Origin of the sequence: Bradyrhizobium sp. 155 (assembly GCF_023101105.1) — a bacterium.
Lineage (GTDB): Bacteria > Pseudomonadota > Alphaproteobacteria > Rhizobiales > Xanthobacteraceae > Bradyrhizobium > Bradyrhizobium canariense_D.
Map to the genome: position 1 here is coordinate 4150299 of NZ_CP064704.1, position 26375 is coordinate 4176673.

At 63.4% G+C, this 26375-nt stretch carries 32 protein-coding genes and 1 pseudogene; 11 read left to right on the forward strand and 22 right to left on the reverse strand.

Annotated elements, in window-relative coordinates; all coding sequences use genetic code 11:
- Nucleotides 1-13 precede the first annotated feature (13 nt).
- On the reverse strand, nucleotides 14-910 hold the full coding sequence (locus IVA93_RS20265) for a DMT family transporter (protein ID WP_018454504.1): 897 nt from the start codon (nucleotides 908-910) through the stop codon (nucleotides 14-16).
- 504 nt (nucleotides 911-1414) lie between these two features.
- Here IVA93_RS20265 and IVA93_RS20270 point away from each other — a divergent pair.
- From IVA93_RS20270 to IVA93_RS20285, 4 genes are all read left to right on the forward strand, one after another.
- Nucleotides 1415-1609: a hypothetical protein gene (locus IVA93_RS20270; RefSeq protein ID WP_026232747.1), complete on the forward strand. Its 195-nt coding sequence runs from the start codon at nucleotides 1415-1417 to the stop codon at nucleotides 1607-1609.
- A 61-nt stretch (nucleotides 1610-1670) separates the two neighbouring features.
- Nucleotides 1671-5435, forward strand: a complete 3765-nt coding sequence (locus IVA93_RS20275) for a vitamin B12-dependent ribonucleotide reductase (RefSeq protein WP_247368607.1) — start codon at nucleotides 1671-1673, stop codon at nucleotides 5433-5435.
- A 197-nt stretch (nucleotides 5436-5632) separates the two neighbouring features.
- Complete coding sequence (locus IVA93_RS20280; RefSeq protein ID WP_157642915.1) at nucleotides 5633-6415, forward strand: NYN domain-containing protein; 783 nt, start codon at nucleotides 5633-5635, stop codon at nucleotides 6413-6415.
- A 228-nt stretch (nucleotides 6416-6643) separates the two neighbouring features.
- A complete protein-coding gene (locus IVA93_RS20285; protein WP_247368609.1) occupies nucleotides 6644-7159 on the forward strand; it encodes a ParB N-terminal domain-containing protein in 516 nt (171 codons plus the stop codon).
- 142 nt (nucleotides 7160-7301) lie between these two features.
- Here the strand turns inward: IVA93_RS20285 and IVA93_RS20290 are convergent, their stop codons facing one another.
- The 3 genes from IVA93_RS20290 to IVA93_RS20300 all read right to left on the reverse strand — a co-directional run bounded on the left by IVA93_RS20290 (nucleotide 7302) and on the right by IVA93_RS20300 (nucleotide 9096).
- Entirely contained in the window at nucleotides 7302-7808 is a 507-nt protein-coding gene (locus IVA93_RS20290; protein WP_026232748.1) for a hypothetical protein, read from the reverse strand.
- Nucleotides 7809-8173: 365 nt separating this feature from the next.
- A complete protein-coding gene (locus IVA93_RS20295) occupies nucleotides 8174-8464 on the reverse strand; it encodes a hypothetical protein (RefSeq protein WP_085353546.1) in 291 nt (96 codons plus the stop codon).
- A gap of 335 nt (nucleotides 8465-8799) precedes the next feature.
- Complete coding sequence (locus IVA93_RS20300) at nucleotides 8800-9096, reverse strand: HdeA/HdeB family chaperone (protein ID WP_240543383.1); 297 nt, start codon at nucleotides 9094-9096, stop codon at nucleotides 8800-8802.
- 219 nt (nucleotides 9097-9315) lie between these two features.
- On the opposite strand from IVA93_RS20300, the gene IVA93_RS20305 reads away from it, so the two are divergent.
- On the forward strand, nucleotides 9316-10359 hold the full coding sequence (locus IVA93_RS20305) for a hypothetical protein (RefSeq protein WP_085384035.1): 1044 nt from the start codon (nucleotides 9316-9318) through the stop codon (nucleotides 10357-10359).
- Between the two features lie 435 nt (nucleotides 10360-10794).
- Here the strand turns inward: IVA93_RS20305 and IVA93_RS20310 are convergent, their stop codons facing one another.
- From IVA93_RS20310 to IVA93_RS20320, 3 genes are all read right to left on the reverse strand, one after another.
- Nucleotides 10795-11013, reverse strand: a complete 219-nt coding sequence (locus IVA93_RS20310; RefSeq protein ID WP_007609614.1) for a hypothetical protein — start codon at nucleotides 11011-11013, stop codon at nucleotides 10795-10797.
- 82 nt (nucleotides 11014-11095) lie between these two features.
- Entirely contained in the window at nucleotides 11096-11401 is a 306-nt protein-coding gene (locus IVA93_RS20315) for a GlsB/YeaQ/YmgE family stress response membrane protein (protein WP_085353548.1), read from the reverse strand.
- A complete protein-coding gene (locus IVA93_RS20320) occupies nucleotides 11398-11595 on the reverse strand; it encodes a hypothetical protein (protein ID WP_085353549.1) in 198 nt (65 codons plus the stop codon). The genes IVA93_RS20315 and IVA93_RS20320 overlap by 4 nt, the downstream gene beginning before the upstream one ends.
- Before the next feature lie 374 nt (nucleotides 11596-11969).
- Between IVA93_RS20320 and IVA93_RS20325 the strand changes: the two genes are divergently transcribed.
- Nucleotides 11970-12704 carry a DUF1236 domain-containing protein gene (locus IVA93_RS20325; RefSeq protein WP_247368612.1) on the forward strand — a complete coding sequence of 245 codons (735 nt, stop codon included), beginning with the start codon at nucleotides 11970-11972 and terminating at the stop codon, nucleotides 12702-12704.
- Between the two features lie 125 nt (nucleotides 12705-12829).
- On the opposite strand, the gene IVA93_RS20330 is transcribed toward IVA93_RS20325, so the two are convergent.
- Together IVA93_RS20330 and IVA93_RS20335 are read right to left on the reverse strand one after the other, a co-directional pair.
- Nucleotides 12830-13300 (reverse strand): SMI1/KNR4 family protein, encoded by a 471-nt coding sequence (locus tag IVA93_RS20330; RefSeq protein WP_018454516.1) that lies wholly within the window; start codon nucleotides 13298-13300, stop codon nucleotides 12830-12832.
- A 123-nt stretch (nucleotides 13301-13423) separates the two neighbouring features.
- Nucleotides 13424-14431 carry an acyl-CoA desaturase gene (locus IVA93_RS20335; protein ID WP_018454517.1) on the reverse strand — a complete coding sequence of 336 codons (1008 nt, stop codon included), beginning with the start codon at nucleotides 14429-14431 and terminating at the stop codon, nucleotides 13424-13426.
- Between the two features lie 205 nt (nucleotides 14432-14636).
- On the opposite strand from IVA93_RS20335, the gene IVA93_RS20340 reads away from it, so the two are divergent.
- Entirely contained in the window at nucleotides 14637-15434 is a 798-nt protein-coding gene (locus tag IVA93_RS20340) for a transglycosylase SLT domain-containing protein (RefSeq protein WP_247368616.1), read from the forward strand.
- 119 nt (nucleotides 15435-15553) lie between these two features.
- Here the strand turns inward: IVA93_RS20340 and IVA93_RS20345 are convergent, their stop codons facing one another.
- The 3 genes from IVA93_RS20345 to IVA93_RS20355 form a co-directional block, all read right to left on the reverse strand.
- On the reverse strand, nucleotides 15554-15829 hold the full coding sequence (locus IVA93_RS20345; protein ID WP_027517656.1) for a hypothetical protein: 276 nt from the start codon (nucleotides 15827-15829) through the stop codon (nucleotides 15554-15556).
- A 144-nt stretch (nucleotides 15830-15973) separates the two neighbouring features.
- Nucleotides 15974-16633, reverse strand: coding sequence for a cell envelope biogenesis protein TolA (locus IVA93_RS20350; RefSeq protein ID WP_247368618.1), 660 nt, complete (start codon nucleotides 16631-16633; stop codon nucleotides 15974-15976).
- 221 nt (nucleotides 16634-16854) lie between these two features.
- The gene (locus tag IVA93_RS20355; RefSeq protein WP_026232752.1) at nucleotides 16855-17391 is read right to left on the reverse strand and encodes a helix-turn-helix domain-containing protein; all 537 of its coding nucleotides are present in this window, start codon (nucleotides 17389-17391) and stop codon (nucleotides 16855-16857) included.
- A gap of 191 nt (nucleotides 17392-17582) precedes the next feature.
- On the opposite strand from IVA93_RS20355, the gene IVA93_RS20360 reads away from it, so the two are divergent.
- On the forward strand, nucleotides 17583-17933 hold the full coding sequence (locus IVA93_RS20360) for a zinc ribbon domain-containing protein YjdM (RefSeq protein WP_018454521.1): 351 nt from the start codon (nucleotides 17583-17585) through the stop codon (nucleotides 17931-17933).
- A gap of 126 nt (nucleotides 17934-18059) precedes the next feature.
- Here IVA93_RS20360 and IVA93_RS20365 read toward each other — a convergent pair whose 3' ends face one another.
- From IVA93_RS20365 to IVA93_RS20380, 4 genes are all read right to left on the reverse strand, one after another.
- On the reverse strand, nucleotides 18060-18980 hold the full coding sequence (locus IVA93_RS20365; RefSeq protein WP_247368620.1) for a DMT family transporter: 921 nt from the start codon (nucleotides 18978-18980) through the stop codon (nucleotides 18060-18062).
- 90 nt (nucleotides 18981-19070) lie between these two features.
- A complete protein-coding gene (locus IVA93_RS20370; protein ID WP_247368622.1) occupies nucleotides 19071-19217 on the reverse strand; it encodes a hypothetical protein in 147 nt (48 codons plus the stop codon).
- A gap of 247 nt (nucleotides 19218-19464) precedes the next feature.
- Nucleotides 19465-19719: a hypothetical protein gene (locus IVA93_RS20375; RefSeq protein WP_085353555.1), complete on the reverse strand. Its 255-nt coding sequence runs from the start codon at nucleotides 19717-19719 to the stop codon at nucleotides 19465-19467.
- Nucleotides 19720-19891: 172 nt separating this feature from the next.
- Nucleotides 19892-20095 (reverse strand): hypothetical protein, encoded by a 204-nt coding sequence (locus IVA93_RS20380; protein WP_247368624.1) that lies wholly within the window; start codon nucleotides 20093-20095, stop codon nucleotides 19892-19894.
- Nucleotides 20096-20422: 327 nt separating this feature from the next.
- Here IVA93_RS20380 and IVA93_RS20385 point away from each other — a divergent pair, with 327 nt between their 5' ends.
- On the forward strand, nucleotides 20423-21733 hold the full coding sequence (locus tag IVA93_RS20385) for a M15 family metallopeptidase domain-containing protein (protein WP_247368626.1): 1311 nt from the start codon (nucleotides 20423-20425) through the stop codon (nucleotides 21731-21733).
- 10 nt (nucleotides 21734-21743) lie between these two features.
- Here the strand turns inward: IVA93_RS20385 and pdxY are convergent, their stop codons facing one another.
- From pdxY to IVA93_RS20400, 3 genes and pseudogenes are all read right to left on the reverse strand, one after another.
- On the reverse strand, nucleotides 21744-22556 hold the full coding sequence (gene pdxY, locus IVA93_RS20390; RefSeq protein ID WP_018454527.1) for a pyridoxal kinase: 813 nt from the start codon (nucleotides 22554-22556) through the stop codon (nucleotides 21744-21746).
- Between the two features lie 49 nt (nucleotides 22557-22605).
- Complete coding sequence (locus IVA93_RS20395; RefSeq protein WP_085353559.1) at nucleotides 22606-23247, reverse strand: FMN-binding negative transcriptional regulator; 642 nt, start codon at nucleotides 23245-23247, stop codon at nucleotides 22606-22608.
- A 92-nt stretch (nucleotides 23248-23339) separates the two neighbouring features.
- Nucleotides 23340-23980: pseudogene (locus IVA93_RS20400) on the reverse strand (TetR/AcrR family transcriptional regulator).
- Nucleotides 23981-24007: 27 nt separating this feature from the next.
- On the opposite strand from IVA93_RS20400, the gene IVA93_RS20405 reads away from it, so the two are divergent.
- On the forward strand, nucleotides 24008-24742 hold the full coding sequence (locus IVA93_RS20405) for an O-methyltransferase (RefSeq protein ID WP_231188563.1): 735 nt from the start codon (nucleotides 24008-24010) through the stop codon (nucleotides 24740-24742).
- Between the two features lie 254 nt (nucleotides 24743-24996).
- Here the strand turns inward: IVA93_RS20405 and IVA93_RS20410 are convergent, their stop codons facing one another.
- Nucleotides 24997-25311, reverse strand: a complete 315-nt coding sequence (locus IVA93_RS20410) for a hypothetical protein (protein WP_085353560.1) — start codon at nucleotides 25309-25311, stop codon at nucleotides 24997-24999.
- Between the two features lie 83 nt (nucleotides 25312-25394).
- Nucleotides 25395-25574, reverse strand: coding sequence for a hypothetical protein (locus IVA93_RS20415; protein ID WP_026232755.1), 180 nt, complete (start codon nucleotides 25572-25574; stop codon nucleotides 25395-25397).
- A gap of 139 nt (nucleotides 25575-25713) precedes the next feature.
- On the opposite strand from IVA93_RS20415, the gene IVA93_RS20420 reads away from it, so the two are divergent.
- Nucleotides 25714-25956, forward strand: coding sequence for a DUF3551 domain-containing protein (locus IVA93_RS20420; protein WP_231188564.1), 243 nt, complete (start codon nucleotides 25714-25716; stop codon nucleotides 25954-25956).
- Between the two features lie 54 nt (nucleotides 25957-26010).
- On the opposite strand, the gene IVA93_RS20425 is transcribed toward IVA93_RS20420, so the two are convergent.
- The gene (locus IVA93_RS20425; RefSeq protein ID WP_026232756.1) at nucleotides 26011-26289 is read right to left on the reverse strand and encodes a hypothetical protein; all 279 of its coding nucleotides are present in this window, start codon (nucleotides 26287-26289) and stop codon (nucleotides 26011-26013) included.
- Nucleotides 26290-26375: the final 86 nt, after the last annotated feature.

A 26375-nucleotide genomic window follows, 5' to 3' on the forward strand; every position in this document is an offset into this window, starting at 1 on the left:
CGCAGTAGCGGCATCAGCGCGTCGCCAGCACCACCGCCGCCAGCGTGAAGATCAGCGCGGCGATCTGCCCTGCCCCCAGCGGCTCGTGGAGAGCGATCGCGGACGCCACGACGCCGATGACAGGCACCGCCATGGTGCCGATCGCGGCGACGGAGGCCGGCAGGCGCGCCAGTGCTGCGAACCAGCTGACATAGGCGATGCAGAACTGCACCACGGTTGAATAGACCAGGAGCCACCAGCCGACGGGCGTCACCAGCTCCAGATGCGTGGTCTCGATGGCGAGGCCGATGATCGTGATGGGCAGGCAGCCGATCCCGATCTGCCAGGCCGCGGCCGTGATCGGCGGCAGGCGGATCGGGTACTTCTTCGAAAACACCGTGCCGGCGGCGAAGCCGAGCGCGCCGCACAGCGCCATAACGATGCCCGGCAGCTTGTCCGCAGTGGCGGCAAAGCCGTTGCCGCCCATGATCGAGGCCAGGCCGGCAAAGGCCATCACCAGCGCGATGGTGCGCAACAAGGTCGGCCGCTCGCCGAGCACCGGCCAGGCGATCAGCGAGGCCCAGACCGGCATGGTGTAGGCGATCAGCGCCGCTTCGCTCGCCGGCAGCCACAGCAGTGCCAGACCCATCAGCACCATCCAGCCGGTGACGTTGAGGATCGCGGCGGTCACGAGGCGCGGCCAGATCGCGCGCGGGACGCTGAGGCTGTCAGCGCGGATCAGTGCCAGCGCCGCCAGCAGCACCGCGCCGAGCACGCCCGTCGCCCCGCGCAAGGTCAGCGGCGGCAGCTCGGAGAGCAGGAATTTCGTCACCGGCCAATTGAAACCCCAGCCCACCGAGGTGATGGCGAGGAATATCAGGCCGGCCGGGGCGATGCGCGCTCGCAGCACCGGCCGAGTCGAATCAAGCATGTGGGTAGTCCGGCAAAATCGAGGGCAGCTTGGCGCGGATTCGCGCCTCCCACCACCACCCCGGCGGGCATGCCTGCCCTCACCTTCCGTAGCCCTACGTGAGTCCCCCCGAGGCAAGCCCGCGATTCAAAAATATACCTGCCCTGTGAACAGCGGGGTGAAGCCTCAGCGGCACCCCAAGATGCAAATTTTTTCGGTTGGGAATCCCTGAGGACTCACTGATACTTGGCTCAACAACAGGCGCGGGCCTGCCCCCTGTTATCCCCCATAATCCACCATATTTAGTATTTGATTCAGGAACTCGCACTAGTTCTTGACGGGCGTAACGGAGAGTCCTAGTTTTCGATCCGTTCGGCGCGAGTGTGTTTGCGTCCCGCCGGCACTCCCCCAAAGGGTCTGCAAAACAGCACTCCGCCAAGCCAGACAAGGGCAGCGGGATACGGGCTTGTCTGCCCGGCGAGAGCGGACTTTTCGGGCGCCTGAACGGGCTGGAAACAGGCCCGGATGGCAATGGTTGAAGACGTGACGTTGTGGGGCGTTGAACGCATGTCGGGCTCATCCCTTTGGGGCGGATGGGTCTGGACGTGCCGGCGGATGATCGGTGCGCGCATCGAGCAATCGCGTCGGGAGAAAACGGGCCGGGTCTACCGGCTGAGCTGCGATGCCAAGGGCCAGGCGGCCTCGAGCACCGCGAAATGAAATGATGACCCGGCACGCCTGAACGGAGGCGGTCCGGTCAAAGATAGGACGGGGCAAGACCATGCGGATTGAGCGGCGCCACACCACTTCGGGACAGTCACCTTACGCCGGCATCGATTTCCGGCTGACCACGTCGGAGATCAGGAATCCCGACGGCTCGGTCGTGTTCAAGCTCGACAATGTCGAGGTGCCGACCGCGTGGTCGCAGGTCGCCTCCGACGTCCTCGCCCAGAAGTACTTCCGCAAGGCCGGCGTTGCCGCGCGCCTGAAGAAGGTCGAGGAAGAGTCCGTCCCCTCCTTCCTGTGGCGCTCCGTGCCCGACACCGAGGCGCTCGCCCTCCTGCCCGAGAAAGAGCGCTATGTCAGCGAGCTCTCGGCCAAGCAGGTGTTCGACCGTCTCGCCGGCTGCTGGACCTATTGGGGCTGGAAGGGCAAGTACTTCTCCTCCGACGAGGACGCCCAGACCTTCTACGACGAGCTCCGCTACATGCTGACCATGCAGATGGTCGCGCCGAACTCGCCGCAATGGTTCAACACCGGTCTGCACTGGGCGTACGGCATCGACGGTCCCGGCCAGGGCCATTATTACGTCGACCCCTTTACCGGCAAGCTGACCCGATCGAAATCCTCCTACGAGCATCCGCAGCCGCATGCCTGCTTCATCCAGGGCGTCGGTGACGACCTCGTCAACGAGGGCGGCATCATGGACCTCTGGGTCCGCGAAGCGCGCCTGTTCAAATACGGCTCCGGCACCGGCTCCAACTTCTCGCGCCTGCGCGGCGAAGGCGAACGCCTCTCCGGCGGCGGCCGCTCGTCCGGCCTGATGAGCTTCCTCAAGATCGGCGACCGCGCGGCGGGCGCGATCAAGTCGGGCGGCACCACGCGCCGCGCCGCCAAGATGGTCGTCGTCGACGTCGATCACCCCGACATCGAGACCTATATCGACTGGAAGGTGAAGGAGGAGCAGAAGGTCGCCGCTCTCGTCACCGGATCCAAGATCAACCAGAAGCACCTCAAGGCCGTGCTGAAGGCCTGCGTCAACTGCGAAGGCTCGGGCGACGATTGCTTCGACCCCGAGAAGAACCCGGCGCTGCGCCGCGAGATCAAGCTGGCGCGCCGCAGCCTCGTGCCCGACAACTATATCAAGCGCGTCATCCAGTTTGCCAAGCAAGGCTACAAGGACATCCAGTTCGACGTCTACGACACCGACTGGGATTCGGAAGCCTATCTCACGGTTTCGGGGCAGAACTCCAACAATTCGGTTTCGCTGAAGGACGACTTCCTGCGCGCGGTCGAGACCGACGGCGACTGGAGTCTCGTCGGACGCACCACCAAGAAGATCACCAAGACCCTGAAGGCGCGCGACCTCTGGGAAAAAATCGGCTACGCCGCCTGGGCGTCGGCCGACCCGGGCCTGCACTTCAACACCACCATGAATGACTGGCACACCTGCAAGGCGTCCGGCGACATCCGCGCCTCCAATCCGTGCTCGGAATACATGTTCCTGGACGACACGGCGTGCAACCTCGCCTCCGCCAATCTGCTGACGTTCTACGACATTCCCTCCAAGCGTTTCGACGTCGAAGGCTACGAGCATCTCTGCCGGCTCTGGACCATCGTGCTCGAAATCTCGGTGATGATGGCGCAGTTCCCGTCGAAGTCGATCGCCGAGCTCTCCTACGAGTTCCGCACGCTCGGCCTCGGCTACGCCAATATCGGCGGCCTCTTGATGACCATGGGCCTGTCCTATGACAGCAAGGAAGGCCGCGCCATCGCCGGCGCGCTGACCGCGATCATGACCGGCATCACCTACAAGACCTCGGCCGAGATGGCGGCCGAGCTCGGCACCTTTCCCGGCTACAAGAAGAACGCCGCGCACATGCTGCGCGTGATCCGCAACCACCGCCGCGCCGCCCATGGCCAGTCCAACGGCTACGAGGGGCTCAGCGTCAATCCGGTGCCGATGGACCTGGTGTCGTGCCCGCAAGGAGACCTCGTCACCCATGCGCAAGCCGCCTGGGATGCGGCGCTCGAGCTCGGCGAGAAGCACGGCTATCGCAACGCCCAGACCACGGTGATCGCGCCGACCGGCACGATCGGCCTCGTCATGGATTGCGATACCACCGGTATCGAGCCCGACTTCGCGCTGGTGAAGTTCAAGAAGCTGGCCGGCGGCGGCTACTTCAAGATCATCAACCGCGCGGTCCCCGCCGCGTTGCGTGCGCTCGGTTATCGCGAGAGCGAGATCGCGGAGATCGAGGCCTATGCCGTCGGCCACGGCTCGCTCTCCAACGCGCCCGGCATCAACGCCTCGACGCTGAAGGCCAAGGGCTTCACGGATGAGGCCATCGCCAAGGTCGAGAAGGCGCTGCCGACCGCCTTCGACATCAAGTTCGCCTTCAACAAATGGACCTTTGGCGAAGACTTCATCCGCGACCAGCTCGGCATTGGTGCCGAGGCGATCGCGGCCCCCGGCTTCGACCTGCTCCAGGCCGTCGGCTTCACCAAACGCGAGATCGAGGCGGCCAACGTCCACATCTGCGGCGCGATGACGGTGGAAGGTGCTCCGCACCTCAAGGCCGAGCACTATCCGGTGTTCGACTGCGCCAACCCTTGCGGCAAGGTCGGCAAGCGCTATCTCTCGGTCGAGAGCCACATCCGCATGATGTCGGCGGCGCAGCCCTTCATCTCGGGTGCGATCTCCAAGACCATCAACATGCCGAACGACGCGACGGTAGAGGACTGCAAGTCCGCCTACATGCTGTCGTGGAAGCTGGCGCTCAAGGCCAACGCGCTCTATCGCGACGGCTCCAAGCTCAGCCAGCCGCTCAACTCGCAGCTCATCGCCGACGATGAGGACGAGGACGATGCGGTCGAGAGCCTCTACGACAAGCCGATGGCGGCACGCACCGCCCAGGTCTCGGAAAAGATCGTCGAGAAGCTGGTCGAGCGCATCATCGTGATGCGCGAGCGCGAGAAGATGCCGGATCGCCGCAAGGGCTACACCCAGAAGGCGGTCGTCGGCGGCCACAAGGTCTATTTGCGCACCGGCGAGTATGACGACGGCCGCATCGGCGAGATCTTCATCGACATGCACAAGGAAGGCGCGGCACTGCGCTCCTTCATCAACAACTTCGCGATCGCAGTGTCGCTGGGCCTCCAGTACGGCGTGCCGCTCGACGAATATGTCGATGCCTTCACCTTCACCCGCTTCGAGCCGGCGGGCCCGGTGCAGGGCAACGACAGCATCAAATACGCGACCTCGATCCTCGACTACGTCTTCCGCGAGCTGGCGGTGAGCTATCTCAGCCGCTTCGACCTCGCCCATGTCGATCCCAGCGAGACTGGGTTCGACGTGCTCGGCAAGGGCGTCGAGGAGGGCAAGGAGCCTGATGATCACGGCCAGCGCGCCTCCAAGCTGGTGTCGCGCGGCCTCACCCGCTCCCGCACCGACAACCTCGTGGTGATGCGCGGCGGCTCGACCGCGGTCGCCCAAGGCAACGACAGCGCACCGGCCGGCGGAAGCAAGGTCACCTCCCTCGCCTCCCACGGCGCAGGCCGTGCCGGCGACGTCCTGGAAGGCGCGGTCGCGCTGAAGCAGGAAGTGACCCACGACCTCTCGCCCACCGAGAAGCTCGAAGCCCTGCAGTGGAGCAAGGCCGGCAGCGCGCAAGTCGCGGTGCCCAGCAAGGCCGAGCGCCGCGCGGAAGCCAAAGCCAAGGGCTATGAGGGCGAGATGTGCAGCGAGTGCGGCAACTTCACGCTGGTGCGGAATGGTACTTGTATGAAGTGCGATACGTGTGGAAGCACGACGGGGTGTTCGTGAGGGGCTAGACAGCAGCTAGGATTGCTGAGCCCGGATTTGCCTCGAGCATCTACGAAGGGCGGCCAGAAGGCCGCCCTTTTTTCATTGTCGCCTTGCAACTTATGGTTTTCTATCGATAACTACTTCTGAACCTGGTTGAAATGAGCTTTGGGACACTTGGAGCCCGCGGAGGCGGCAGATCGAGGGATACAGCAGCCGTGACAAAATATGCATTTGTTGATGGTGGCTTTATCGACGCAATGGTGCGGAAGACATCCGAATATTTCGCGATCGACCTCAGTCGTAACAAAATCGATTACCGGGCAATCGCTGGCGGGCATCAAAGAACCTTTTACTACGATGCTTTGCCCGCCCAAAAGGACAATGAATCTGGCGAGGAATACGAACGACGAGTGAAACGCAAGCGAGAACAATTCGAGCTGGTTAATCGCACGCCTTTTATGCACGTTCGAGAGGGGCTGACGCGGGGACAAAACAAGACGCTGCGTCAAAAAGGCGTCGACATCTTACTCGCAATCGACGTTTTCAAACATGCAACGTCTGGCCACATGTCCGAAGCCCACATCATGACGAAGGACCTAGACTTCTTTCCACTTTTTGAAGCATTGCGGGACACCCCTGTAGCAGTGCATTTGCACTGCTATCCGGCCGAGACTTCCAGTGAATTAATGGCGTTGGCTGATGTCGTGGTGCCAGTCAATCCATTCAAGATATTGCAGTGGATGCACCACCAATCGAAGGATAGCTACGTCGAGTGGAACATCGCTTTGGGCGACGTGAATCCTCAGAAGCTATGCATGATCGGCAATTACGAAGGGCTAGACTTCTATATTTACCAGGACGACGACATGCCGTTCGTTGGTCGCGCCATGGCGTATAATCCTTCGAGCCTGATGCGCTCTAACCGATGGGAGCATATTGTCGACGCCTTTGAGGCCCGCGTCGGCAAGCGTGTCCACCTGGATCAATTGAACCGCTAACTGTAGCTCGCAGGATGGCTGGAGTGCAGCCCGTAGGATGGGTGGAGCGAAGCGATACCCATCGCCGCCAGATCGACAGAAGGGATGGGTTTCGTAAGGGCTCAACCCATCCTACGAGCTCATCAACACCCTGCCGCCGAATTGCCTTTGCGGTCGAGCCCTTCCCTCCTAAACTCTCGTCCTCACCGGCATCGGTTCCGGCGGGCCCGGTAGAAGCGGAGTCAGATTATGCCCAAACCGGAAAGCTTCCCGATCGAGAAGATCTTCGTTCCCACGAAGCAGAAGAAAGCCATCAAGCCCGAGATCGTCGGGGAGATCGCTGAAAGTATGCTGGACATCGGACAACAGGAACCCATTTCCGTCCGGCTCGACGGAGACCGCCTCGTTCTGGTCGAGGGACTGCATCGGCTCGAAGCCTGCAAGGCGCTCGGCGAGACAACCATTATCGGTGTCATCGTCCCGGCGGAGGTCGCTCAACACAAGCCGCAGCTTGCCGAACGGCCCGAAGTCGAGGCAGAGCGCCTCAAGATGGCGCGATTGAAACAGTTGCGCCTGGAGAAGGAAGCCGCGGAGGCATCGATCGCTGGCCGGAAGGGCGTCAACGGAACGGAAGCGCCGCGCACCCGTCCGACGAAAGGCGTTCGCGACAATCCGAAGGCATCACCGGGCCGGACTGCGAAATCGACACCGAAAACATTGTCGGACTGGATCACGCAGCAAAAGGGCCACGGCGGTCGCTATTGATTGTTGGCTCCAGCTCGTAGGATGGGTGGAGCGAAGCGATACCCATCACCGCTCGATCGGCGAGAGATGAAGGGTTTCGTAAGGGCTCAACCCATCCTACGACCTAGAGCTCAACCCAGCCTACGCGCTATCTACGCCCGCCTCACCGTATCTCGCTCATCGACACCTTGGCGGCGATCCCGCTTAACTCGGGCTGTTGCGGTGCGAACTCCTCGTTGGACGATGAGCCTAGCGAGACGTCGACCATCCTGCGCTTGACCTGTTCGCATGTCTTGCGGACGTCTTCGGTGAACAGCGCGCATTCTTCGATGCGCTTGAAGATCTTCCGACCCTCTTCACGATACTCCGCCGCCGTTTCTCGCATGAAGGCGATCGCATCATGGACCTGGGCAGTCAGCGCCTCGCATTTTTGCGCGGCGTCGATCAACTCGGTGCCCATGGCCTCGATCTCTTTTGCAGCGGACTCATAGTCCCGAACGACCGCCTCTGCACTGAGCGCGCCGACGCGCGTCACGCCCGCGGTGTGCTCGACGTAATCAGGCAGAGCAATGGAAGCAAGAGAGCTTCCCGAGCGTATCGATGCAATGTCCTCCTCGAGCTGGACCAAGTTTACTCCGTCCCGCCTGCGCAATTGTTCGACATTTGCCATTATTGATCTCCCATACGCACCCCGAACCCTTAACAGCATCGGGTTTATTACGGGGATAAGCTCCGTTCTACTCTGATGTATCCTTGACAGCCGCAGTTTTGCCGCTTTTTCCCGATTGCCCAATTGCACGCATGGATAGATTTATCGGCGTTCAACCTCTCCTGGTCGCGGCCGGCGAAGATGGCACGTGCGCCTCGCTAGAAGTCGACCTGTCGAGCAACAGACGCGCCAATACGCACGGTGAAGCGAGCACAGCTCGGATCGCGTGTGTGCGGGCCCGGAACTCGGATCACCTCTCCCCACTCGGAGAGAGGTGCTCCGCGCACAGCCGACCGACGGTGCTCTGGCCGCTGCGCAAAGACCGGCTAGTAGCAAGGCGGGTAAGGTTCGTAGCCGCAGCGGCGATAGCCGCCGTAGGCTCCGTAAGCCCCGTAAGCTGCCGCACCAACCGCAGCAGCTCCGACGCCCACGGCAACTCCGCGGCGCACGGCTGCACCACGATAGACGCCACCGCGATAGACACCGCCGTGATGAACACCAACCCGACCAACCCCGACGCCTCTTCGATAGGCGAAGGCGTCAGTCGAAACAGTCACGATGCAGGCGATGCCAATGATTGCGGATGCGGTAAGTGAAACGATGGTTCGGCGCGACATGTCCACTCTCCTTCCTGGATTGGGACGGTGCGTCAGCGCAATTCGCTAATGAGCGGGTTTGTTGATTTAGAGCAATGCGGGCCCTTGCGATCTGGCGGCCGGGTTCATAACGAGACAGCGAAAGTGTCACGCTTTACCTACATAGGGCATCAGCGGGAGCCACACCGCTTTCGGTCATGTACCTGACGCTCGCGACGCATGCCGGTTCGGCAATGCCACGCCCCACCCCCGTGCCCGCGATAATTTCTCGTTCGCACGCGCGTTGGGGGGACAGCGGCGCAACCTCTCCTTCCGGCGATAGGACTGCCGCACTCCGAGGCTGGGCGGCCCCGCCCCTACTTCGTATCGGCCTCGACCGCCTCCAGCAGCGGCATCTCGCGATGCGACTCGCAGAAGCGCGAGAGCTTGTTGCCGTTCTTGTTCAGCGCTTGCGTATCCACGACGGGATTGTTGCGGCGGCCGGCGTAGAACCCGGCGAGCCAGACGTTCACGGTCTGCATGTGGGTGATGCGCTGGGTGATGTACTGGTCGCAGCTGATCTTGGAAACGTCGACCAGCACCTGGGCCTTGGCCGGCACGGCCAGCAGCAGGGCCGCGAAGGCACCAAGGACGATCGCTCTTGTCTGAACCATGTGTTCCTTCCGATGAATGTCTGCACGGTGGCGACGGTCGGGCGCTGTAGGCTTGATCCAGATCAAGGGCGCCCGTTGCATACCCCGCGACCGCCCCACCCCGAGGCCTCGCCATAATTTCTCCTTCGCACGCGCGTTGTGTTGGACAGCGGCGAGACCTATCGTTCCGATCGGACTGCCACACTTCCATTGACGCCCGACGGAAGCGAGAGCGCATCGGTGCCCGAGACGAACGACCCCAAACCTGACGACCACAAGCCAGACGCCCCCAAGCCGGACGAGGGGCGCGCCGATGGCGGGCTGGCGCGGGCCTACGATCGGATCAAGAGCGCGGAGCAAGACCTTGCGCGGCTGGACCGGCTGGTTTCCGGAATGGAACGCGGCAGCGAAATCCCAGCGGCCTCGCGAGCAAGCGCCGGTGCGGAGGCTGTCGAGACTCCCAAGGACAAGGCTCCCGAGGCCAAGACTCTCAAGAGCACGGCGCCGGCGCCGGATAGCAGGGTTCGCAGTCAAGGCCTGAGGGGAGATCGGCCCATGCTGCGCGCTTTGGTCGGCCTCGTGCTGGCGATCGGCATTCTCGGCGCCGCCTTCGCTTCGCAATACAGCGATCGGGCCAGGTCTATGACCAAATCGATCATGGCGCGATGGGCTCCGCCGGCCGGGACTGAGCCTCGCCAAGCGTCCGCGGTTGAAACTCCGGCGCAACCGCCGGCGGTGCAACTGGCTGCCGCGGATGAGCCCGGCACGGTGCCCGCGCCGCCGGCCGGCAAGGACACGGAGAGCAATGCAGGGTTTGACGCTTCAAGACCAGCTGCTTCAAGACCCGACGCTCCAACAACGGGCGCCACGACGCCCGACCCCTCGTCGTCCGATCTCGCGCAATCGCTCAAGACCATCACCAGCGAGCTTGCGAACATCAACGGAAAGCTCGAGCAACTGAAAAGCCGCAACGAGCAGACGCTGCGCGAGCAGGCCGACACCATTCAGCAGCTCAAGGCGGCGCAGGAGAAGGATGCGGCGGCCAATGCGCGCCTTGCCGCACAGGTCCAGGCGCTGCAAAAGGAGCTGACGACGTCATCCGCATCGTCATCCGCACCTGCGTCCGCGAAACCCGCCGCGCGTAGCGTGATCACCAACGAGACCGCTGCGCCCGCACGGCCGCACGTGCAAGCGGCCGCACCTCGGCGACCCCGGCCGTCGCGAGGGCCCTGGATGCCCCCGCCCTATATGGTCGATCCCTACTATGGGGATCCGGATTGGTGAGCCCGCGGGGCGGATGAGCTGACGTTACGGAGCCGCCAATCGAAGGCGGCCCCGGATGTTGCGTTGGTGCGGCTAGCGCCAACCGCGATGACGGCCCCTGCTCCAGCCGTAGTGATGACCGCGGCCGCCACGTCCCATGTGACCGTGGCCATGTCCATGGCCTCCGCGCGCGAGAATCACCGGACTGTCGGAGCCAGCGACCAACGTCTCAGCCGCAACGCGGGGCATGGCAGAAGCGGAAAATGTCGACATTGCCGCGATTGCGCACGCGGCAACGCCGATCAACAAATGACGTATCATGTTGGGGATTCTCCAGGAGCCGCGTGATAGCGGCAGAGATGAATGCTTCCGCCGCCCCAGAGTTCCATCGAAACATCAGGGAACGGCAATGAACGCGAGCCCTTCTGCGCCGGCACGCACGCTCGCGGACCGGCATCAATCACGCGGCGAGATCTGAAGCTCCATCAACGCCATGCGCTCCAGGACAGCGGGGTCTCGCTCGCCCTCCTTCGCTGTGCGAAGGATTGTTTCCGCGATCGACCGGACATGCGCGGAGCTGACCGGGGCCGGCAGTGACGCCACCGCCGTGTCCAGCGCAGTTTTCATGATGCCGATGGTTTCAGGCGTAAAAGATGCATTCGAAAAGTCTAACATGCTGGATCCGATCCGGAGGTCATCACGAGCGTCTTTGCCGCGGGCGTCTCACCGGCGCCTGATGCGGCTGCGTGAGCAAGGGTCACCAACGCCGGCCCCAGCTGCCGCGCCAGCTGCTTCCCCATCCACCACCACCGCGCACCAGCCGGACGACGAGGAGCAGCAGGACCGCGCCTACGGTCGCGTTGACGATCGCGCTGATCATGCCGCTGCCGAGATGCACGCCGAGCTGAGGCAACAACCAGCTGCCGACAAACGCGCCCAGGATTCCGATGATGATATCGCCGATGATCCCAAAGCCGGTCCCGCGGACGATCTGGCCCGCCAGCCAGCCGGCGACGAGACCGACAAACAAGATCACCAAAAGGCTTTCGCCGGACATTCTCATTTTGTGACCTCGATCACTTGGTTGAAATGGCTGCTGATCTGCGCAATCCGGTCGACCAGGGCCGTCAGATGTCGCGGTAATGGGTCGTGCTCACCCCGAAGCCTGATCCGAAGGCGGTCTGCTATTTCATGAGAGATCGCCAGGCTGGAGCCGCGGTCGATCTGAATGGCATTGCGAACATGGGGGTTGTTCATGAAGGTTTCCGGTTGATACGCACGGAGGACGCTTCGCGCCGAGTCGCACTCACAACGCGACTGCGGTCTTTAACTCAGGCGAGGATCGGAGGTTCGATCTCGCAACGCTCGGGGATCACTGACACAACAGCCCCATCGAGCAAGAGTTCCTTCCGATCACAACTTATGTTTGAAATTCATCGGTCGCGTCCAAGCCAACGCGGGATGCAAAGCTCTTGTTATCGCCGACTCATCTATTTTGCAGCTTTTTCGGATATCGAGGCATCAATCGTCGTTAAACCAGAAATAGAATCGGAACTGCAGCCCGTCGAGACCGTTCGTTCCCATGGCTGACGTTCGTCGGCATCATATTCAAATGAATTGAAAGAGATCAGATGAAACATACTTTGCTGGCTTCCGTCGCCGTTGTGGCGTTGTTCGCTGCGACCGGCACTGCAATGGCTCAAGGCGTCAATCAGGGCGGCGCCAAGGGTGCGGAGTCCCCCGCTGCCGTTTCGCCGAAAGCCGAAACCGCGGCACCGATGAATGCGCCCACAGCAAAGGACGCCCCCACCGCGGCACCGCACGGCTCGCCAGCAGCGGCAACGCCGCAGCACGCACAGGGCGCGCCTGACGCAAAGCACTCCGGCGACGTCAAGGCCGATGGCAAGGCGAAGACCACGGAAACAATGGCCCCGGCCACCAGTTCGAAGCCGACTGCCGACAGCAAGACGCCCGGCGAGATGAAGGCGAATGGGATGACCAAGGCGCCCGATTCGGCCACCACGTCGAAGGACGTGAAGACCCCGACCGCCGAGAGCAAGCCTTCGGCGCCCGAGGGCAAGACGACCGGCAATGCCGCTACCACGGCGGTCGCGGCGCCTCCCGCCGAAAAGCGTACCCAGATCACTTCGGCCATCAAGCAGGAGAAGGTCGAGGAAGTCACCAACGTGAACTTCAACATCTCGATCGGCACCACCGTCCCGGCAGGCGTTCGTTATCATGCGATCCCGAGCCGCATCGTCGAAATCTATCCGGAGTGGCGCGGATACGAGTTCATTCTGGTGCACGGCAGGTACGTCATTCTTCGTCCGCACACCCACGAGATCGTCTATATCATCGAGGGCTAAGCGAAATCCGACGGATGACGCGCAAACCGAAAGGGCGGCTTATGGCCGCCCTTTTGTCGTTCGGCCCCACGCGATCATGATGGGTTTCGCAAGGGCTCAATCCGCCCGAACGGCTGCATATCCATTCACCCCTCTCCCAAGCCGAGAATGAAGGTTTCAAGATCGGGCGCGAGTTCGTTTGTGTTCGGGAAATCGGCGAACATGTCGCCACCGTCCACCGGTTCATGCTCGTGATCCCAGTAGAAGACCTGGCCATAACTGTCCTCCTCCAGACTCAGCAGGAACAGGTCGCCGCCGGGATCGGGAGCGAAGGGGCAGCTCAGTCGGGGAATTCGATTCATGCCCCGATACACATCGTAATTGTCGATGACGCCGTAGCTGTCGGTCGGATGCGTCGTGAACAGCACGTCCAAAACGGTGCGGTCGTTGCGCCAAGGCAGCTCGACGCCGCAGCGGTCGAAGCCGCCGCCGTCCGATTGCGCCAGTAGCTCCTTGTAGGGCGCGGGCAACGGCGCACCGATGTGTTGCTCCAGCGCACGGATGGCGTTGGAGGGCGCCGGTGGCCGTCGGTCGTCCATGAGATCCAGATAGTTCATCGGCCTAACTTTGTGCCCCGTGGGTCATCAAAGCGCCCGCGCCAGTGAGCCAACCGCCTCACCACACAACCAGATTGGTGTGGCCGAATCCCTTGGCGTAGTGGAACACCGAGCCCGTATGCTTCAGACCATCGCTTCGGTATCTGCCACTGGACGTTTTCCGCCGTCCGGATCTCCCGAGCGAAGCGTCCGGCTTCCGGCAGAGAAAATGTCCTGCACCAACCCGAGCTTGCCGAGTCCCAAAATGATCAGGCCGTTGATGTCGATCTCGTACCAGGCGTGCGAAATGTAGGCGTCGCGCGGAAACCGGTGATGGTTGTTGTGCAGGCCTTCACCGAAAGTGAGGATCGTGGTCACGAACTCGTTGGTGGTGCCGTCGTCGAGATCGAAGCGGCGGTAGCCATAGCGGCCGTCGCTGTGGCAGACCGAGTTGACCAGTGATGTCGCCATGGTCATGAGGTAACTGCGGAACAGGCCGGAGAACAGGATGCAGCCGGTCATCGTGTGCACGCCGCCAAACGCGTAGCCGATCGCGCCCGGAATAATCACTGCCGAGAGCGCGTACCAGTACCAGCGCGTCCTGGTGAAGAACATGGCGATCGGATCGGCCAGGATATCCTTGGCGTAGTATTCGGCATCCGTGGTGGCCTGGTCCCACACCCAGCCGCCTTGCGCATGCATCATCCCCTTAGCGAAGGTGACATAGGGGTTGCCGTCGCCGTCATAGTAAGGGCTGTGGACGTCGCCGGGCTTGTCGGAGTGAAGATGATGCCGGCGATGATTGCTCACCCATTTCAGGATCGAGCCCTGCACCGCCATGGTGGCGATGGCCGCGAACAGCGTCCGCATCACCGGACCGCAGCGGAAGCTGCGGTGCACGAAGTAGCGGTGCATGAAGCCGATGCCGACCGTGGACAGCGCGAACGTGCCGGCGAAGACCGAAACCTCCACCCAGCCGATGCCTTGCCAGAAGGCCCAGACCAGCGCCGCGATCGACCCACCGATCATGATGACGAAGGAGATGTAGGAATCGCGAAACTTGGCGTCGACCACGGGACCTTCGACCAGTACGCCCGGCGGCATTTTCCGCTCCGCAGCTTCCGCCGGCACCACGCTTTCGATTACGGTCATTCCAGCCGATCCATTCACACAAAATTAACCCTGCTGCGGCGCACAGTACAACCTCGGGTTATTTCCATCAAGGATTCGAGCTGCCGTGGGAGTACGGAGCGGCGACTTGAAAACAGGCGACCAGAGGAAAAAGAAGCCGGATTTCAAGGCCTGGTGACAGCGTTAACCAGGTACAAAGCCTCCGCAATGCACTCCCAGAAGACCGATGCCAGGACAAAGCAAGCGCCCCCTCCCTCGCCTTCGCAAGCTCCGGCGTAGCGCACGATCGATGCGAAAGACCTTCGCGCGCGCACCGCGGATGGTTCGGATCGCGGGCGGCGCGGCGATGCTGCTTGCGGTCCTCGTCCTCGTGAACATCGCCTATCAAACGGTGCGCAAGCCGACCGAGCTGTTCGTCCTAGTCGGCCATGCGCTCGACAAGGAGCCATCGGACACGTGGCGGCAATACGGGCCGCTGTTCCGCAAGCATTCCACCGCGACGATCACGCCGGAATTGCTGGCCGCGCTGGCGCAGGTCGAGACATCGGGCAATCCGCTCGCGCGCACCTACTGGCGCTGGCGATGGAGCTTCAATCCGCTCGCGATCTATCGGCCCGCATCGAGCGCCGTCGGCCTCTTCCAGATGCTGGACGCAGCCTATGCTGACGCCGCGCGGTTCTGCGTTCGTGGCAACGCGGTCACGGAGGCCGGCTGCGGCTCGACCTTCCTCTATAGCCGCGCGATTCCGAGCCACGCCATCGAGCTGGCATCGGTGTATCTCGACCGCAATCTCGCCGATGTTCTCGCCCGCGCGGGCGATGTGAAGGCGAGTGCACGCGAGAGGCAGGATCTCGCCGCCTTCATCCATCTCTGCGGCGCAGGCCCCGCAACGGCCTTCGCACGCCGCAAGTTTCAAATGGCCGCCGACGAACGCTGCGGCGATCACCTCGTCGCGAGCTATGTCGCCAGGGTCAACGCGATGAAGCGGCAGTTTGTGCGGCTCGCCGCGGAGGACGGCGACTAGCAAAGGAGCGTAGCCCGGATGAGCGAAGCGACATCCGGGAATGCTGCGGCAACGTCCCGGATATCGCTTCGCTCATCCGGGCTACAGGAGCCAATCAATTCCGCGTCCGTCGGTGGCCTTCACCACCAGTACGGCCAGCGCCATCCCTCGTAGCGGACATATGACGATACCAAGGGGGGGCCGTAGGGATCGACCCGGTCGTCTTCCGGGCGATAACGATAGCGTGGAACGATATTGTAATCCCAAGGCGTCGGCCGGAGCACGGGGACATCCACCCTCAGCCGTTGTTCATCCACCACTCGCGCCTTCCGCGCCCGGGCTTCGGCATCCGATATCCCGAGATTGCACAGCACCAGGGCGGTTCCGAGCGCACACGCGACAGTCATGATCTTCATGCGTTGGTCTCCTTCCCGCCAGAGTGCAAAAGGACGCAAAGCAAGGCAAGCGAATTTGCGATCAAGCTTTGCCGGAATGACCGATGCCGCGCCCCGCCGTCATTGCGAGCGGAGCGAAGCAATCCAGACTGTCGACCGTGGCCCTTACTCCCGCGCGCGCCGCACCGCCTCCGTCAGCTTCATCCTCTGCTTGTCCCACCGGCTCTGCTCCGTCTCGGCACGCTCCTCGAGCGCCGCGCGCTCAGCTTCGATTGCCTCCGTCCGCGATTCGTGCTCCCGCCTCGCTTCGTCCAGCGCCGCCTGCGCGCTCGCGACCGCCTTGTCGCGGCGCGCGCGCTCCTTGGCGCTAGCGGCCTCCTCCTTGCGGCGCTCGGCTTCCCGCCGCCGCTCTTCCTTCTCGAATGCCGCGGCGGCCTTGCGCACCTGTTGATCGTCGATCTTGCGGGATGGTTGCTTTGCAGCCTCCGCCGGAAGCTTTCTCGGCTTGGACTTCGCTTTGGGCTTGGCTTTGCGGTTCGGCCCGGCCTCGTCGTCAGCGAGATCGGTTGGCAACTCGGAATGCTCGGTGAACGGGCCGTCCGATCCGACCGGGCGCCGGAGCACCACGCCCGGCTTCTCCATCGTTGCCGCGACGATGTCGGGGTCGTCGGTCTCCTTCGCGGCGCCCTGATGGAACAGATTGGACCTGGCGCCCCAGGCGTCCAACGCCGCCTTCATCGAGGGCGCGGCGATCGCCTGGTCGTAGAAGCCGAGCGAGGTCTGGTAGGTCTTGAGTTTTCTTTTTGGTTTTGCTTTTTTCGGCATGTCGCTCCGCAGCTGGCAAGCCACCAGCTTCCTGCGGCGCCATCATGCCATACTGCCCCTGTTTTGCCCGACGAGTCAAATTCGATTCGGTATCGCCGAAGTCGATGCGGGGCGCGTAGGCCCAATACCAACGTTTTCGGATTTCCAACACACTGAAATCCCTCGAGATTTCTACTGTGCATGGGGTTGTTTTGGACGTTTTTGTTTTGACGGCTCGCCACCTACGCTGCGTCGACATCCTCAGGCGCCGGCCCCGCGACGAGCCCGTCGAGGCCGACCATCAGGAGATCGGCGATGTGCATGAGCTGGTAGAGCGGAATGTCCGCCTCACCCTGCTCGGCCAGCGACACGAAGACCGGCGTGGCGCCGATCAGCTCTGCGAGCTGCGTTTGCGTGTAGCCGCGCCTCTCGCGCGCGCTTCTCACGCGCGCACCGATCCCGAGCCGGTGCCGGGACTGCTCGTCCGCGGTCATCATCACGGCCTGCTCGTCCGCGCTGGCATAGCCGTCCGCGAACGCGCTGCCGATCAGCCTCCCCTTGCGCCAGGCGACCCGGCAGTCCTTTCGCAGTCCGCTGCTGAAGACCAGCGTGAACTGCTCGGCGACCCAGAGCGAGGCGTTGAGGCCGAGGCGCGCGCCGGTGCCGGAGACATCGCGGATCGTGCAGGGCGCGCTGATGACCTTGCCGGTGCCGTTGTCGAATTCGACAATGCCGGTCCGCAAAATGTGATGTCTGACGGCGGCGCGGTGCTCGCTCATGACGGGACGCTCCTTGCGCGGCGACGTCGCAGCCGCAAATTCCGGACCTCGATACCGCAGAGTTTTTCCTGAACTCCTAAATTTCCAAGGGTTCGACCAGGACTGAAAGCCATGGTAAAGGATTTGCTCCCAATCCATCTTTATCCGACGGACAGCGTGCGGCGCGCCCGTGACGGGCGACGAGGCGAATAATGACCGACGCGATGAAATGCCCGACCTGCAACTCCGAGCACGCCTATCAGGATCGCGGCCTCTGGGTCTGCCCGGAATGCGGCCATGAATGGAGCGGCACGGCAGAGGCCGTCGCGGACGCCGCGCAAGAGGCCGGCGTGCGCGATGCCAACGGCAATGCGCTCGCCGACGGCGACAGCGTCATCGTGATGAAGGATCTCAAGGTCAAGGGCTCCTCCTCCGTGGTCAAGGGTGGCACCAAGGTCCGCAACATCCGCCTGCAGGACGCTACCGACGGCCACAACATCGCCTGCAAGATCGACGGCATCGGCGCGATGAACCTGAAATCGGAGTTCGTGAGGAAGGCGTAGCCGAGGCCCCGGACTCGCCAGGGCAAATCCGCCAGCGAGCGCGCCGAACGGCTGGGGCGGGAGCTGACCTGCCGCGGCGTCAAGTTTACCACCATCGAATGGTAAGCGCCGTCTGGAGGCTGCGATCTATCGCTGTCTCTGCGCCAGATAGAATCCGCACAGCACCGTCACCAATCCCGCCGTCTGCAATAGTGTCGGCGGCTCGCCGAGCAGGAGCCAACCGGTGAGCACCGTCAGCGCGGGCACGCAGGCGGGGACAACGGCGGCGCGGGCGACGCCGAGGCGTTGGACCGAGACGGCGAACAGATAAAGCGCAGCCGGGCCTGCAAGCACGCCCTGTGCCAGCGCCTGGATGGCGTTCTCACCGACACCGATCGCCGCGATCCGCGCGAGTCCGCCGGTCATGAGGTAGATCGGCAGCAACAGCAGCGACAGCACGTTGATGACGAGCGCAGCCGACACGGCGGAGACCCGCCAGTGGCGCACCAGCGCGCCGAAACCCGCGAACATCAACCCGGTCAGCACGAAGGTCAGATCGCCGAGCACGCCGTCAACGCCGATATGACCGATAGATTCCGCGCCGATCACGCCGAGCCCGCCGACGATGACGACAGCGCCGGCGATGCGCGACCAGGAGACATGCTCTTTCAGGAACAAGGCCGCGAGCAGCAGGCCGCCAAGCGTCGCGCAGGAGGGCTGGATCACGCTGCCATGGCCGAGCGGCACGAACAGAAAGCCAGTGTAGGAGATCAGCGACATCACCGGGCCGCCGAGCACCATCAGCGCAAGGCCCCTGCCCCAGCCGATGCCGCAGAGATCGGAGATTCCGCCGCGTATCACCAGCGGCAGGAACGCGATGCCGGACCAGACATAGCGATGCACGAGCAGATCGACCGGCGTGAAGCCGAGCTTGAGGCCGTGCCGCGTGCCGGCAAAGCCGAGCGCCCAGAACAGCGCCGCCGCAAGCCCGCAGAGCACGCCGACAAGCGCCGGCGCCTGATCGTTCTTCCGAATGAGAGCGTCGGCGCCGCTCGTCCGCTGATCCATGGGACAAAGCGGTACGCCGACAGAGGCCGTCGCTCAACCCATGTGCCTGCAAGGCTGGCACGCAAGCGAGAGACGCCAGCGCGCCTTCGCTCAAAAAAATCCCGTGCTGAGATCGAGCCCATACGTCAGGCTGAGCACGAACACGAACAGCGCGGCGGCTGCGAACAAGGCGAGATGCTTGAGAATGAACGCGCGGGGCGAGACGCTTGCAACAACGGCTTTCTGTGCAACGGGCATGACTACTCCATTATGAAAATGATTCTTGGCTGCTCAATATGCGGCGCCCGCATCAAGCGCCGCGATTCAGAAAGCAACTATCAAAGAGATCACACTCGCTTTGAACGGCCGTACACAACCGGCACGTGATCATGACTCGCTGCGCCAAAAAAAGACCGCGCTCCCGAAAGGGAACGCGGTCCGGGCAGACTCGGAGAAAGCGAGCCTGCATCACATTGGCTTGACGTTGGCTTGTGGCGTCCCCAGATCAGCGGGCGCTGCCCGTCGTGACGTCAGCCGTCTTCACCTGGCGCGGCGACAGAACGCGGGCCTGGTGGACCGAAGCGACAGTAGTGGGCGCCGAGGCCTGCTGCTCGACATGCGCGGCACCGAGCACGCGCACCTGCATCGGGGAGACCGGAAAGCCGTTCGCCTCATAAGTCGGCAGTTCGGCGGCGAAAGCCGCGGTGCTGCCCGCGATCGTCAGGATGGCGGCGGCGATCGACAGAGTCTTCTTGTTCATGGGTGATGCTCCTTCAGTGGAAGATTCGGAGCACATTTAAGCGCATTTTGCTGCATTGCGACATGCGCTGCTGCAACGCAACAACGCGCCGGGTGCATGGCAATATGTTTAATGCGCGCAATGTCTTGGCAAAATCACCGCCCCGGCGCGAAATGACACTAATGAGCGGCGGTCAGCCGCCGAGCACGTGGCCCCAGCCGTCGAAAACGTAGGCCTTCCAGATCACGGTTCCGTCCTGGCCCGGCTGGCTGGAACGCCTGAAATCGTCGGCCTGCTCAGCGGTCCAGGTGATGATCGTATCGGAGAACTGGTCGTGCAGGATGGCGGGCTCGGTGGGATCGAAGGCGTCCATCGGACGAAGCGAGGAATGCGTCATGCGCGCCTAACGCACTGGCCGTGACAAGGTTGCCCAACGTGCCTGCGAAACACCGTCACGGCGTCCGTGCCAATATTCGCCTTTATCGAATTTCGTACAACGCTGGCGAGCAAGCGCGCGTGGAACCGTGATGGAACCCGCGTTGCCGCCGCGCAACACCTGCTCGAAAAGCCCGCTTTCGCCGAACTGCGCCCTTGCGTCGCCACACCGTCCTCCGAACAATCGACGCGCGGCGTGCCTTTTCGTGCAAGACTGTTTGGCCAAGACTGTCTGGTCAGACTGTTCGGAGAAGACGAGGTTCAACAGAACCGTTTGGAGGCAGGGATCATGAATGATCGGCGGTCTCTTCTGGTGGCGGTCTCCTGCCCCTCGGCGGTTCTCGCCGGCTGGCTGGCGCTCTCTCTGTCCGCCTATGCCCCGGCCCTCATCGAGAACAGCGGCGCCAATGCTTCCGCCGTCTCGCGCGCGAAGGATCTCAGCCGACTTGACCTCGCCGACATCCCGCACGCTGCGGCCATCGAGGACGGCGTCGCCCTGACCTCCGATATCGCGGCCGCTGTCGCTGCGACACCAGAATTGGTCAATGCTGAAGCGGCAGCGCCCGAGGCGCCAGCTCCGGCTATCAGGCTCGCCTCGGCGGACCCAGTGCTGATCTTGCCGACCGAAGCGCCGCTCGCGCCGCAGATTTCGCCTGACCCGACACCAGTCGCCAGTGAGGTTGCTCCGGCTCCGGCGTCGGAGCCCGTGATAAAGCTCGCATCCGCCGATCCCACTGAGATCGTGACGACGGAGGCGCTGTCGCCCGCGACAATCGCGACCGGCCCCGCGCCCGTGGCGAGCAAGGCCTCGCCGTCTGCGGACACGACCGCGGTACTCGACGAATGCTACGTGATGGAAGCCTGCATCGACCGCTATCTCTGGGCGCTCTACCAGCGCACGGCCAAGGAAGACTCGATCAAGGTCACAGATCGCCGGGCCGTCACCGTCAAGCGCAAGGGCAAGATGGTCACAGTGATGCGCAGCTTCACGAAGCTGGTTGACGAGGACTTTGGCTGGAAGGATCCGAAGGCGGCCGACCGCGCCGGCATGTCGATGATGGACTACGTCATCGGCGGCATGGACAAGAGTTTCAAGAAAAAGCTGTTTCGCACACTGCTCGCGGCTGAGGCTGCCGGGCTTTCGCCGGGCATCACCAGCGCGTTCCGCGACGACTATCGCCAGTCGATCGCGAGTGGCCTGAAGGCCGCCTCCGACCGTTCCTATCACGGCGGCAGCACGCGCGGCGGCTACGGGCACGGCATGGCGGCCGACATCGTCAGCACCAAGGGCGACAACCGCGCGCAGCGCTGGGTCTCGACCGAGGTGCTGTGGAAGTGGGTCGACGCCAATGGCAAGGCGCTCGGCATCGGCCGCCCCTATCTCGGCCGCGATCCCCCGCATGTCGGCCCGGTCGATGGTACGGAATACGTCTCGCGCCGAGGCACGTCGGACCGCAAGGAAGCCAACGTCAAGCCGAGAAAAGCGCGGGCCGTGGCAAGCGCAAAGCCGCCGAAGGCGAAGGCACAGGCGACGCGCGAGCAGAAGGTCCCCGCGAAGCCGCAGAAATCAGCGCAATCAGCCACGAAGCGCGCGACCTGAGTTTGACGGCTTATCGTCGCGGCGTCGGCAACGGCACAAGCCGCATCTCCGCGGTGCCTGCTTCCTGCGTGCGCACCAGCACCGCATAGATGGTTTCGACTGCGAGCCGCACCGCCGCCTCGGTCGCTGTGCCCTTGGCCAGATGCGCCGCGATCAGGCCGGTGAGAAGATCGCCGGTGCCTGAGGGGCGGATCGGAAGGCGCGGCGTCGCAAAGCGCGACAACTGACCGCCGGCGCACAGAATCGTTTCCACCTGCCCTTCCGCCGTATCAGTGAGCGTGCAACCGGTGGCGACCACGTCGATGCGCCCAGTCCCGGCCAGCGCCGCGCACGCCGCGCGCAGGCCCTGCGCATCCGCGATGTCGAGGCCTGCGAGCAGCCCGAGCTCGAACTGGTTCGGCGTGGTCAGATTGGCGGCGGGCAGCAGCCGGTGCCGGACCACGTCCAGGATGCCGTCGGCGACATAAACCCGGCCGTCATCGCCGATCACGGGGTCGCAGAGATAGACCAGCTTCGAATTGCGGGTCAGCGCCCGCTCGACGAAATCGGCAATGACAGCGGCATTGCTGGGCGAACCGAGATAGCCGGTAACGAGGACCGCAGCCTCGTCGACGAGATCGCGCTCTTCGACGCCTCTCAGCAGATCTGAAACGAGCTCTGTCTCCAGCACCCGCCCGCGCAAGGTCGGATAGCGCGGATGGTTCGACAGCAGCGTTGTCGGCACGGCCGCGACATTCACCCCTTCCGCCTGCATCGCATAGGCGGCGGCGCTGTTGCCGACATGGCCGTGGACCACCTGGCTTTGAATGGAGATGACGAGCATGAGGGAGGTCCGTAGGAGTAATTGTCTAGCGAGAGAAGGGTCGCCCGGATCACGAAAACTCATATCCAAGTCCCGGCCGCAGCGCTTGCATCTTCCGCGCCAGCCGCCGATGCCCGCTCTCCTCCGACCGCGCAAGCCGGCCGGCGACCGCGACGTGGTCCACATCGCTCTTGTGCTGATTGAGCTTGGCCTGCCCCTCGACGGTATCCACCACGAGATCGACGACGCGGATCGCAGCCAGCATGCTCTCGCGCTTGCCGGGCTCCATCTGTGCGAGGTCCCAAGGTTTTTTTGGCAAGCGCGCTTCCGAGACCGCGAGTAGTGCATCGCCGTGCCTGCGGTTCTCGTCGAGCCCGCGCAGATGCGCTACGCCCGACAGGTGCACGGCCTCGTAAAGCCAGGTCGAGACGTTGTCGCGCGAAGAATACCAGTCATTGGAGATGTAGGCGTCGTCGCCGGCAACGATCAGCAGAAAGCGCCCCGCACCATCCGCGAGCGGGACGAGCGGATTCCTGGCGGTGAAATGGATTTGCACGATCGTGTGCCCGTCGCGCTGCTCCAGCACGAAGGGCACATGCGAGGCGCGTGGACCGCGCTCATCCGCCGCGACGATCGTGCCGAAGCCGCGCTGGCTTGCGAATTCCAGCGCTTGCTGCTCCTCGATGCGGAATTGGGGGCGGAGGACATGCATGGCGGGGCGCTCGTTGACTGGCTGAAGGACAAACCGAGGCTAACTCATGATCCAGTCAAGTCAGAAGGGGTATTGGCCCGCAAACGCGGATGTCAGGAATGATCCCGGAGTCGTGCCAGCTCATCGATATAGGCGCAGAACATGTCGGCCATTGCGTCGGCGTGACGCGCGATCTCCGCCTCGTTGCGCGGTGTCTCCGAGAACTGCTTGCCAACCTCGCTCAGCGTCGTCTTGATCAACTCGCCGGCAAGCGCCCGCGTCGCATCCGGCGCCCTGGGCAGGGCCTCCCGCATGAAGGCCGCGACGATGCCCTTACCGGCGGCCCGCGCGTCGTGTGCTTCGGGCGCATCGCGATAGAGCGGCGCGGCGTCGCTGAGCGCCGTGCGGATCGCAGCCTCCTCGCACTCGGAACGAATGAAGGCGTGGACGAGCGCGCGCAGCCGTACCAGTGGCGGTTTCGCCCGGTCCGCCAGGATGTCAGGAGCTCGCTCGTGCGCCGCCACTCGTCGCTCTGGAGGCGGAACAGGATCGACGCCTTGTTCGGAAAATATTGATAGAGCGACCCGACGCTCACCCCGGCCCGCTCGGCCACTCGCGCCGTCGTGAAACGCTGCGCCCCCTCCTTGGCCAAGACCTGAACAGCCGCGTCCAGAATGGCCGCCACCAGCTCGTTCGAGCGGGCCTGCTGTGGCTGTTTTCGTGAGGAAACTGAATGGCTTCGGCGATCTGCCATGGCACCCTCGGGCAACGCGAATAGCGAATGCGACGAATTAGTCGTATTTCAATTCTCACGCAAGCACTCGCAGCACGGCGACATCTGGAGACTACACATGACCACCCGACCATCACATCACTTGCGCCACTGCTCGATCGTCTGTTCGACCAGGACGAAGCGGCGCGCGGCGCGATGCGAGCCGCCTTCGCCGATGTGACCGACGCCGACCGCGCACGGATGATGCGGAGCAAGACCGCTTACCGCGACCTCTACGGGCGGCTGAAGGACGCACCGCTCGCGGTCTCCCGCGAGACCGGTCAACTGCTTTACATGCTCGCACGCAGCTCCCGCGCCAAAGCGATCGTCGAGTTCGGCACCTCGTTCGGCATCTCGACCCTGCACCTTGCCGCGGGCTTACGCGACAATGGCGGCGGCCGCCTCATCACCAGCGAATTCGAACCGTCCAAGGTGGCCCGGGCGCGCGAGAACCTCGCGGCCGGCGGGCTGCTGGACCTCGTCGAAATCCGCGAAGGCGACGCGCTGAAGATGCTTCAAGTCGACCTGCCCGACACGATCGATCTCGTGCTGCTCGACGGCGCCAAGGCGCTCTACCCCGATATCCTGGATCTGGTCGAAGGCCATCTCCGGCCGGGCGCGATCATCGTCGCCGACAACGCCGACGACAGCCCCGACTATCTGGCGCGCATGCGCAGCCCCGGAAGCGGCTACATGTCCACGGCCTTTGCCGAGGACGTCGAACTCTCCGTGCGGATCAACTAACGCCACGTCGAATCGGCGCGACACCAATGAGCCGCCGCGCGAACCATCGCGCGGCGGTTTCGTGCTGCGCTCCGCCGTGTCGCAGGTTCGTCACTGACGCGTGATAGTTGGACCCGGCAATGTCGCTGCCGCCTTCGTCGGCATCGCGCTGATCGTGTCCGGAGTGGTGGTCATCAACCTGTTCTCGGCGGCCACGGTGCATTGATGCCGGCAAGGCCTTCAGCTTCGCGACGCCGTCTCGCAGCCGGCTCACGCTATTGGCTTTGCGACGGCTTGGGAGGATGCGGCCTGGATCGCTTCGCGCCAGGCTTGGCCGCAACTCGCGGCGGCGCCGCATCGACCGATTCCAGATAGGCGGCAAGTGCCTTGGCTGTATCCGAACTGGTTGCGTAATGGTCTTTCAGGAACCAGGACAGCGTCAGGTTGAAGCGCCCTTTGGCAAGGCCGCGGGGGCTGCGATGGCACGTCGTGCAACCATCGGCGAAGAGCTTTTGCGGCGACTTGCCGGCATCGAGATTTTGCGCGGCGGCAAATGTCGCCGTCAGAACGGCCGCGGCTGCAAGAGTCATCGTTGGAAGAGTCATCAGGGGCGCGATCAGATCGCGCCCCGGTCGAAAGTACGAGATCAATGTCGTCCTGCCCGGTCTTGCGGTCAGGCCGCCAATAGCTGATCGAAGTCGGGCGGCGCGTAGGCCTTGCCGTCCTGGTCGGTGATGACGACCTTCCACCCCTCGCTCGCCCAAACCTTCGCCTTCGCCACGATGAGCAAACGGCTCTCGCGGGCAAAACTGCACTTCTCGTTGTCGCGTTCTGCGACCATCTTGTAGGCCAATGCGCATCCCCTTGCGTTGCCCCTGCACCTGCTCTCGTCGTGGCAGCGGGCTTTGGCGGCAATTCGCCGGGAGCGTGGCAATTTGGTGCCATCCGCGGCAGCATTGTGCTTTGTTCCGGCTGAGCGAAGGAGATCGATCGTGCGCCGCTTCATCAATGCGATTCTGCTTGTCGCGGGCTTGTTTGGTGCGGGCCTGCTCGGCGTGCCGCCGACAGCCGCCCAGACCTACGCTCCGCGCCATCCCGTCTGCATCGAGATCTACACGATCGACGGCCGCAGCATCGATTGCAGTTTTGCGACGATCGCGCAGTGCGCCGCGACCGCCTCCGGGCAGTCCGCCCAGTGCTACGCCAATCCTATGCCACGCGGAGCAGACAGCTGAGCCCGGTTCCGTCGCCGCCGCGACGAAGCCGATAGCATCAGGTCAGCGCTCCGATCAGTGGACGCGAATGATATGGGGACGGCCAAGATCGATCAGCCCCTGCACCGCCGAGAGGCGGTCGTCGAGAGCTGCGATGGTCAGCAACAAATTGTTGCGGCGTTCGTCGAGAAGGCCCATCTCGGCGCCGGAGAGTTTGGTGCTCGATCGCTCCTTTTGAATCACCTCGAGAGATTGGCGCAATCCGGCAATCAGGCCGGACAGCTGCTTGGCTTCCTTGGTCATCGACCGCTTGGCGACATTGTGGCGGCGCGTCTCCGCCTGGTTCTGTCTCATCGTCGTCATCCTCCCGTGCCCCGCTGCCCCGAGTGGAATGCTTACAGCTTTGAGTAGACATATTACGATCGATGAAATCTGCCCGC

Excerpts from the sequence above, each read along its gene's own strand:
- IVA93_RS20265 (WP_018454504.1), bottom strand. The coding sequence starts at position 910 with ATGCTTGATTCGACTCGGCCGGTGCTGCGAGCGCGCATCGCCCCGGCC.
- IVA93_RS20270 (WP_026232747.1), top strand. The coding sequence starts at position 1,415 with ATGGCAATGGTTGAAGACGTGACGTTGTGGGGCGTTGAACGCATGTCG.
- IVA93_RS20275 (WP_247368607.1), top strand. The coding sequence starts at position 1,671 with ATGCGGATTGAGCGGCGCCACACCACTTCGGGACAGTCACCTTACGCC.
- IVA93_RS20285 (WP_247368609.1), top strand. The coding sequence starts at position 6,644 with ATGCCCAAACCGGAAAGCTTCCCGATCGAGAAGATCTTCGTTCCCACG.
- IVA93_RS20290 (WP_026232748.1), bottom strand. The coding sequence starts at position 7,808 with ATGGCAAATGTCGAACAATTGCGCAGGCGGGACGGAGTAAACTTGGTC.
- IVA93_RS20295 (WP_085353546.1), bottom strand. The coding sequence starts at position 8,464 with ATGTCGCGCCGAACCATCGTTTCACTTACCGCATCCGCAATCATTGGC.
- IVA93_RS20300 (WP_240543383.1), bottom strand. The coding sequence starts at position 9,096 with ATGGTTCAGACAAGAGCGATCGTCCTTGGTGCCTTCGCGGCCCTGCTG.
- IVA93_RS20310 (WP_007609614.1), bottom strand. The coding sequence starts at position 11,013 with ATGTTAGACTTTTCGAATGCATCTTTTACGCCTGAAACCATCGGCATC.
- IVA93_RS20315 (WP_085353548.1), bottom strand. The coding sequence starts at position 11,401 with ATGAGAATGTCCGGCGAAAGCCTTTTGGTGATCTTGTTTGTCGGTCTC.
- IVA93_RS20320 (WP_085353549.1), bottom strand. The coding sequence starts at position 11,595 with ATGAACAACCCCCATGTTCGCAATGCCATTCAGATCGACCGCGGCTCC.
- IVA93_RS20325 (WP_247368612.1), top strand. The coding sequence starts at position 11,970 with ATGAAACATACTTTGCTGGCTTCCGTCGCCGTTGTGGCGTTGTTCGCT.
- IVA93_RS20330 (WP_018454516.1), bottom strand. The coding sequence starts at position 13,300 with ATGAACTATCTGGATCTCATGGACGACCGACGGCCACCGGCGCCCTCC.
- IVA93_RS20335 (WP_018454517.1), bottom strand. The coding sequence starts at position 14,431 with ATGACCGTAATCGAAAGCGTGGTGCCGGCGGAAGCTGCGGAGCGGAAA.
- IVA93_RS20340 (WP_247368616.1), top strand. The coding sequence starts at position 14,637 with ATGCCAGGACAAAGCAAGCGCCCCCTCCCTCGCCTTCGCAAGCTCCGG.
- IVA93_RS20345 (WP_027517656.1), bottom strand. The coding sequence starts at position 15,829 with ATGAAGATCATGACTGTCGCGTGTGCGCTCGGAACCGCCCTGGTGCTG.
- IVA93_RS20350 (WP_247368618.1), bottom strand. The coding sequence starts at position 16,633 with ATGCCGAAAAAAGCAAAACCAAAAAGAAAACTCAAGACCTACCAGACC.
- IVA93_RS20355 (WP_026232752.1), bottom strand. The coding sequence starts at position 17,391 with ATGAGCGAGCACCGCGCCGCCGTCAGACATCACATTTTGCGGACCGGC.
- IVA93_RS20360 (WP_018454521.1), top strand. The coding sequence starts at position 17,583 with ATGACCGACGCGATGAAATGCCCGACCTGCAACTCCGAGCACGCCTAT.
- IVA93_RS20365 (WP_247368620.1), bottom strand. The coding sequence starts at position 18,980 with ATGGATCAGCGGACGAGCGGCGCCGACGCTCTCATTCGGAAGAACGAT.
- IVA93_RS20370 (WP_247368622.1), bottom strand. The coding sequence starts at position 19,217 with ATGCCCGTTGCACAGAAAGCCGTTGTTGCAAGCGTCTCGCCCCGCGCG.
- IVA93_RS20375 (WP_085353555.1), bottom strand. The coding sequence starts at position 19,719 with ATGAACAAGAAGACTCTGTCGATCGCCGCCGCCATCCTGACGATCGCG.
- IVA93_RS20380 (WP_247368624.1), bottom strand. The coding sequence starts at position 20,095 with ATGACGCATTCCTCGCTTCGTCCGATGGACGCCTTCGATCCCACCGAG.
- IVA93_RS20385 (WP_247368626.1), top strand. The coding sequence starts at position 20,423 with ATGAATGATCGGCGGTCTCTTCTGGTGGCGGTCTCCTGCCCCTCGGCG.
- pdxY (WP_018454527.1), bottom strand. The coding sequence starts at position 22,556 with ATGCTCGTCATCTCCATTCAAAGCCAGGTGGTCCACGGCCATGTCGGC.
- IVA93_RS20395 (WP_085353559.1), bottom strand. The coding sequence starts at position 23,247 with ATGCATGTCCTCCGCCCCCAATTCCGCATCGAGGAGCAGCAAGCGCTG.
- IVA93_RS20405 (WP_231188563.1), top strand. The coding sequence starts at position 24,008 with ATGCGACGAATTAGTCGTATTTCAATTCTCACGCAAGCACTCGCAGCA.
- IVA93_RS20410 (WP_085353560.1), bottom strand. The coding sequence starts at position 25,311 with ATGACTCTTGCAGCCGCGGCCGTTCTGACGGCGACATTTGCCGCCGCG.
- IVA93_RS20425 (WP_026232756.1), bottom strand. The coding sequence starts at position 26,289 with ATGAGACAGAACCAGGCGGAGACGCGCCGCCACAATGTCGCCAAGCGG.